The sequence below is a fragment of the Arthrobacter sp. 2YAF22_2 genome (assembly GCF_052114645.1).
Lineage (GTDB): Bacteria > Actinomycetota > Actinomycetes > Actinomycetales > Micrococcaceae > Arthrobacter.
In genome coordinates, this window is record NZ_JBFRFD010000186.1 from 1 (window position 1) to 6,296 (window position 6,296).

Consider the following 6,296-nt stretch of genomic DNA (forward strand, 5'->3'; position numbering starts at 1 on the left):
GATCTGGATGTCGTAGAGGCCGCTGCGGCCGGTGCTGGCGCGGCGGTTGGCGACGGCGGTCAGGATCTGGCCGCGGAAGGCCGGCTTGATGAAGTTGATGTCGACGCCGGACGCAACGGTGATGTTGCCTTCCTCGCCGGGTGCCGGATTGGCCGGGTTGCACGCCAAGGCAAAGGCGGTGTCACCGAAGGCGAAGATCATTCCGCCGTGGGCCATCCCGAAACCATTGAGCATTTCCTGGCGGAGCGCCATCCGGATGGTGGCGTGACCGTCGTCGAGCGCCAGGACCTCAATGCCCATCCACTCGGAGGCATAGTCGTCCTTCAGGACCGGGTGGGTGTCACCGGAAATTGTCACTTCAGCCATGCGTCGTTGCCTCCAGCTTTATTTACCGAATGTTCATTAGGTAATCCCATTCGGGTGCCTGCTGTCAAGGCCTGTAAGTATGCTGGGACACATKGCCAAAGGAATATATGTCAGTGCGACGACGCCCGGGTCCGGGAAGTCGCTGGTTGCGCTGGGCCTGGCGGACACCCTGCACCGGCACGCGGACCGGATCGGTTTCTTCAAGCCGGTGGTCCAGGCCCGTTCCGACGCGGACCCGATGGTCGCGCTGATGAAGTCCCGCTTCGACCTCGACGACGAACGCTGCCGCAGCGGGCTGACCTTCGCCGAGGTCCGGGGTCTGCTCGCCGAGGGCAATCGCGAGGAGATCGATTCCCGGTGCGTGGAAATCTTCGCGGAGATGGCCCGGCACTGCGACGTGATCATCATCGAGGGCACCGACCTGACCGGCCAGGACGCCGCCGTCGAATTCGACCTCAATGCGCGGCTCGCCAACGACCTGGCGGCGCCGATGGTCGCCGTCGTCGGGGCTAAGGGCCGCACCGTGGCCGAGACAGCGGACGCCGTCGAGGTGGCCCGCAAGGAACTGATCGCCGAGCGCTGCAGCCTGCTGGCAATCATGGTCAACCGCGCCGATCCTAAGGACCTGGAAGCGATCGCCGCGGCGGTCCGCCCGGGCGCCTCCGGCCGGCCGGTCTACGTGTTCCCGGAGCTCGAGGACATCGCCCGGCCCACCACCGGTGAAGTGGCCGCCGCCCTGGGCCTCGGCCAGGTGGCGGGGCTGCCGGACCTGGAACGCGATGTGCGCTCGGTCAAGGTGGCGGCCATGAATGTGGCCAACTTCCTGCACGTGCTCGACGATGGCGCGCTGGTGATCGTGCCCGGCGACCGGGCGGATGTCCTGGTGGCCTGCCTGGCGTCGTCGTTTTCGCCGGAGTTCCCGGTCCCGTCGGCGCTGATCCTGACCGGCGGCCTCGCGCCGGACCCGACAATCTACTCGCTGCTCGCGCAGGCCCCGTTCCCGATCTTCGCCGCCCCGGACGACACCTACGTGACCGCCAAGCGGGTCTCCGAGGTGCGCAGCGAAATCTGGTCCGGCCACCGCCGCAAGGTGGCGTCCGCGCTGGGCCTGTGGTCCAGGCGTGTGGACGAGGCGGAACTGCTGGAACGGCTGCACCTGCCGCGGCCGGAGCGGATGACGCCGCTGCGCTTCCTGCACGACCTGATCGAACGGGCCCGCGCGCAGCGCCGCCACATCGTCCTGCCCGAGGGCACCGACGTCCGGATCCTGCGCGCCGCGGAAATCCTGCACCGCCGCGACGTCTGCGAGCTCACCGTGCTGGGCCGCGAGGCCGATGTCCGCGAGCTCGCGGCCACCCAGGGAATCGACCTGAGCGGCATCAACGTCGTGGACCCGGCCACTTCCGAGCTGCGCGAGGGTTTCGCGCAGAAGTATGCCGAACTGCGCTCGCACAAGGGCGTGGACTTGGCGAAGGCGCTCGAAGTGATGCAGGACGAAAGCTACTTTGGCACCATGATGGTCCAGCTCGGCGTGGTGGACGGCATGGTCTCCGGCGCCGCGCACACCACGGCCCACACCATCCGGCCCGCGCTCGAGTTCGTGAAGACCCGGGAGGGCGTCAAAATCGTCTCCTCGGTGTTCCTCATGCTGATGCCGGACCGGGTGCTGGTCTACGGTGACTGCGCCGTCAATCCCGAGCCCAACGTGGAGCAGCTTGCGGACATCGCCCTGGCCTCGGCCGAAACGGCCGCCCAGTTCGGCGTCGAGCCGCGCGTCGCGATGCTGTCCTACTCCACGGGCGGCTCCGGTGCCGGCGAGGCCGTCGACGCGGTGCGGCAGGCCACCGAGTTGGTGCGCCAGCGGCGCCCCGACCTCGCGGTGGAGGGACCGATCCAGTACGATGCCGCGGTCGACGCCGCCATCGCCGAGTCCAAGATGCCCGGCTCATCCGTGGCCGGGCAGGCGACGGTGTTCATCTTCCCGGACCTGAACACCGGCAACAACACCTACAAGGCGGTCCAGCAGTCCTCCGGCGCGGTCGCCGTCGGGCCGGTGCTGCAGGGGCTCCGCAAACCTGTCAACGACCTGTCCCGGGGCTGCACGGTGGACGACATCCTGAACACTGTGGCGATCACCGCAATCCAGGCCCAGTCGGTGCCGGCCGTCGAAGCCAAGGCTTAGGAGGCCGCCATGCTCGTGCTCGTCATCAACTCAGGTTCGTCCTCGCTCAAGTACCAGGTCCGCGACGTCGAAGCGGGCAGCGTTCTCGCGGAGGGGCTGGTCGAGAAGATCGGGATGGGCAACGGCGGGGACGGCGACGGCCAGATCGAGGGCCCCCGCGACCACGCGGAGGCCCTGGAACAGGTGGACGGCGCGATCCACGCGGCACTGGGCGACCGGACCCTGGACGCCGTGGGCCACCGCGTGGTGCACGGCGGCGAGCGCTTCGCCGAGCCGGTGCTGGTCAACAACGAGATCACCCGCGCCATCGAGCGGCTGAACCCGCTGGCTCCCCTGCACAACCCCGCCAACGTCCTCGGGATCCGTGCGATCGCGAAGAAATGGCCGGACCTGCCGCAGGTGGCCGTCTTCGACACCGCCTTCCACCGCACCCTGCCCGAGCACGCCYGGCGCTACGCCGTGCCGGATGAGCTCTACACGAACCACGGCATCCGGCGCTACGGCTTCCACGGCACCTCCCACGAGTACGTCGCACACCGCGCAGCGGCGCTGCTGGATCTACCGGTGGAAGAGTTCGACGCCGTCATCGCCCACCTGGGCAACGGCGCCTCCGTCACGGCGATCCGCGGCGGCGAGTCGATCGACACGTCGATGGGCTTCACCCCGCTCGAGGGCCTCGTGATGGGCACCCGTTCCGGCGACCTGGACCCCTCCATCCTGGTCTTCCTCGGCCGGGCCGGCTGGTCCGCCGAGGACCTCGACTCCATGCTTAACCGCCAGTCCGGGCTCAAGGGGCTGGCCGGCAACAACGACATGCGCTCGGTGGTGGAGGCGGCGGAAGCCGGGGACGCCAGGTCCACCATGGCGCTCGCCGTGGCCTCCTACCGGCTGGCGAAGTACATCGGCGGCTACCACGTGGCCGTGGGCGGCGCGAAGGCCCTCGTGTTCACGGCCGGGATCGGCGAAAACTCGCACCAGTTCCGCGGCCTCGTCGCGGCGCGGCTGGGGGCGCTCGGCGTGGAGCTCGACGCCGGGCTGAACCGTGAACGGTCCAAGGAACCCCGGATGATCTCGACGCCGGAATCGGCCCTGCCGGTGCTGGTGGTCCCGACCGACGAGGAGCGCGCGATCGCGGAGGCGACAGCCGCCGTCGTCGCCCGCTCATCGGTTGCTCCGTAACGGCCCTTTTCGCGGCTCATAACGGCGTTGCTGGGCCCACGCCGGCAGGGTTCCCTGACCGAGCTTGCGAGGGGAGGGGGCCGGTGGGGAGCAACCGACCCGGAAGCGGGTCCTAGGCTGGGGACATGACCGAACTGAACCTGCCGCTCCGCACCCGGCGTTTGGTGCTGCGCCGCTTCGAGGCCGCGGACCTGGACGCCTTCCACGGCTACCACTCGCTTCCGGAAACCGCCCGGTTCCTGCCCCGGGAAGCCAAAAGCTACACCCAGTCCATGGAGTCCGTCGGGAAGTACGCCAACTTCGCGTTCGAGAAGGAGGGGGACTGGATCTGTCTGGCCATCGAGGCCGCGGACTCGCCCGGGCTGCTCGGCGAAGTGGTGCTCAAGTGGCTGCCCGGCTGCGGCCAGGCCGAGATCGGCTGGAGCCTGGCACCGGGGGCCCGCGGGAAGGGGATCGCGAGCGAGGCGGCCGCTGCGATGCTGAAGCTCGGCTTCGAAGACCTGGGATTCCACCGGATCGACGCCAAACTCGACGCCCTCAACACCCCCTCCGCCGCGCTGTGCGAGCGCCTCGGCATGCGGCTGGAGTCCACCCAGCTGGACAAATGGCATTACAAGGGCCAGTGGGCCACCGAAGTGGTCTACGCGATCCTCGCCGACGAATGGAAGGCGCGGATGTCCGCCAAGGACTCGCCGGAATGACGACGATGGCCGCCACGGGTACTCCGATAGCGGCCATCTTCGGCGAACGGTAGGACGGACGTTATCTTGCCCGGAGGGGCGCACCCGCCCGACCTCGGCTTACGGCGCCGGCGGGGCCGAGGCCGTGGGAGCGGCCGACGTCGGTCCGGGGGCCGGCGCGGTGGCAGGACCCGGGGGTGCGGCGCGCGGCGATTCGGACGGTGCCGTGCCAGTGGACGTGGCGGGCGGGGCGGACGGGGCATCCGGTGCAGGACCCGCGGGGACGGTCGCAGCGGTCCCGCCCTGAGTGGGCTCCGGCGCAGAGCCCGTCGCACCCTGGGTAGCAGTCGGACTGGCTCCCGGCGAGCTGCCCGTCGTGGCGGAAGCAGCGCCGGTCCCGCCAGGGGTGGCGCTGGGATCGGTTCGGACGATCTCCATGATCTGGTCCCTGAATCCGTTCAGTTTGCCCTCGATCTCCGAGAGCGGGACGTTTTGCAGGTTCTGGCCGTAGTCCGCGATCTGCTGCCACAACGCGTTGAGCCTGGACATCCCCTCCGGGCTCAGCGGCCCGTCCAGCGTGAGGACCAGCTGGCGGGCCAGGGCATAGGTGAGGCAGCGGACGCAGTTGTAGTTAGCGGCTGCGGAGAGGTTCTCCGGGACCACCACATTGGCCTGTCCCACAATCAGGACCACCTGGAACCCCACCGCGACGGCGGCGCAGTCCTTGCAGCTGGCGAAGGCGTAAGCCTCGTTACGGTTGCGGACATCCTGCCCGTCCTCGGCCCAGACCAAGGCGAAGGCGACGTCGTAGACCACGGAGCCGTCCGTGGTGTTGACCGCGAGCGACTGGTTGCCGCCATCCTCGGGCGCGGCCGGTTTGTCGAAGGGAAACACCCACGACGGCGCGGCGGTCGCGGTGCCGGACGCCGCGGGCGTCGCCGAGGAGGCCCGCGGGACCAGGACCATGCTCAGCTGCGGCTCTTCCCGGGTGGGCTTGCGGGCCCCCTGCGGCCACAGCGCCACGGTCCGCCCGGCCTGGCCCTGCTTCAGGTCGTGCCCTGCTGCCGTCGGGAAAATCGTGGTGGTGGCGTCGGCCAGCGTCCCGCGTTCGTAGGGCTGGACCGGCCGGTAGGTCTCGGCTCCGGGCCACCAGGCCCACGCGAGGCCGGCGGTGACGGCCGCGATGGCAGCCATGGCGACGCCGCGCTGCCAGGCCTTGCCCTTGGTCTTCTGCCACAGCCCGGTCGCGAACTGCCGCCCCAGACGGACCAGGATGTAGAAGATGCCGGCTACCGGCAGGGCGATGCAGATCAGCGCGAGCAGCCGCACGGCAGCATCGGCAAAATCGCCTGTGGCCACGCTGTGGGAGAGCATGGCCTGCTGCTTTTGGCCGTTGTCCCAGGCGGTGCCGACGACGCGCGGGAGGGTGAGGACCATGGTGGCCAGGCTGAAGACCAGCAGGGGCACGGTGACCAGGACCCAAGCCGTGACGACGGCGCGGGCCCAGGGCTTGAGCAGCTGCGCCTGCGGGTCCGCCTTGCGCCAGGGGATCAGGGCCAGCAGGGTCGGCTTGATGCGCTGGAACAGGTCGGGCACGCCGGTGGCGTCCGCGAGGATGTGGTACCCGTCGAAGCGGACCATCGGCATCAGCTGCCGGACCATCTGCAGGATCTGGGTGACCACCACCAGCAGGAGCGCGTCGAACCCGGTGACCCACCAGATGCCCATGATGGCCACGGCGACGATCGCGTTGAAGTAGAGGCCGCCCAGATCGGTGCGGATCCGGCCGCCCCGGCCCAGCCGGTAGGAATCCGTGACGTCCGTGTAAAACGCCGGCCACATCAGGTAAAGGCCGGTGCCCATGGCGCCCGGGGTCGCGCCCCCGCGGC

General features: G+C 69.5%; 5 protein-coding genes. 3 read left to right on the forward strand and 2 right to left on the reverse strand.

Going from position 1 to position 6,296, the window contains the following annotated elements; translation table 11 throughout:
• The coding region (locus tag AB4Y86_RS09425) for a hotdog fold thioesterase (protein ID WP_441401981.1) at positions 1 to 366 on the reverse strand (366 nt) is incomplete at its 3' end.
• 79 nt (positions 367 to 445) lie between these two features.
• Between AB4Y86_RS09425 and pta the strand changes: the two genes are divergently transcribed.
• From pta to AB4Y86_RS09440, 3 genes are all read left to right on the forward strand, one after another.
• Positions 446 to 2,548, forward strand: coding sequence for a phosphate acetyltransferase (gene pta / locus AB4Y86_RS09430; RefSeq protein WP_441401982.1), 2,103 nt, complete (start codon positions 446 to 448; stop codon positions 2,546 to 2,548).
• Between the two features lie 9 nt (positions 2,549 to 2,557).
• A complete protein-coding gene (locus AB4Y86_RS09435) occupies positions 2,558 to 3,727 on the forward strand; it encodes an acetate kinase (RefSeq protein ID WP_441401983.1) in 1,170 nt (389 codons plus the stop codon).
• Between the two features lie 125 nt (positions 3,728 to 3,852).
• Positions 3,853 to 4,428 carry a GNAT family N-acetyltransferase gene (locus AB4Y86_RS09440; RefSeq protein WP_441401984.1) on the forward strand — a complete coding sequence of 192 codons (576 nt, stop codon included), beginning with the start codon at positions 3,853 to 3,855 and terminating at the stop codon, positions 4,426 to 4,428.
• Positions 4,429 to 4,527: 99 nt separating this feature from the next.
• On the opposite strand, the gene AB4Y86_RS09445 is transcribed toward AB4Y86_RS09440, so the two are convergent.
• Positions 4,528 to 6,296, reverse strand: a 1,769-nt coding sequence (locus AB4Y86_RS09445; protein WP_441401985.1) for a hypothetical protein, incomplete at its 5' end; no start/stop codon positions are given.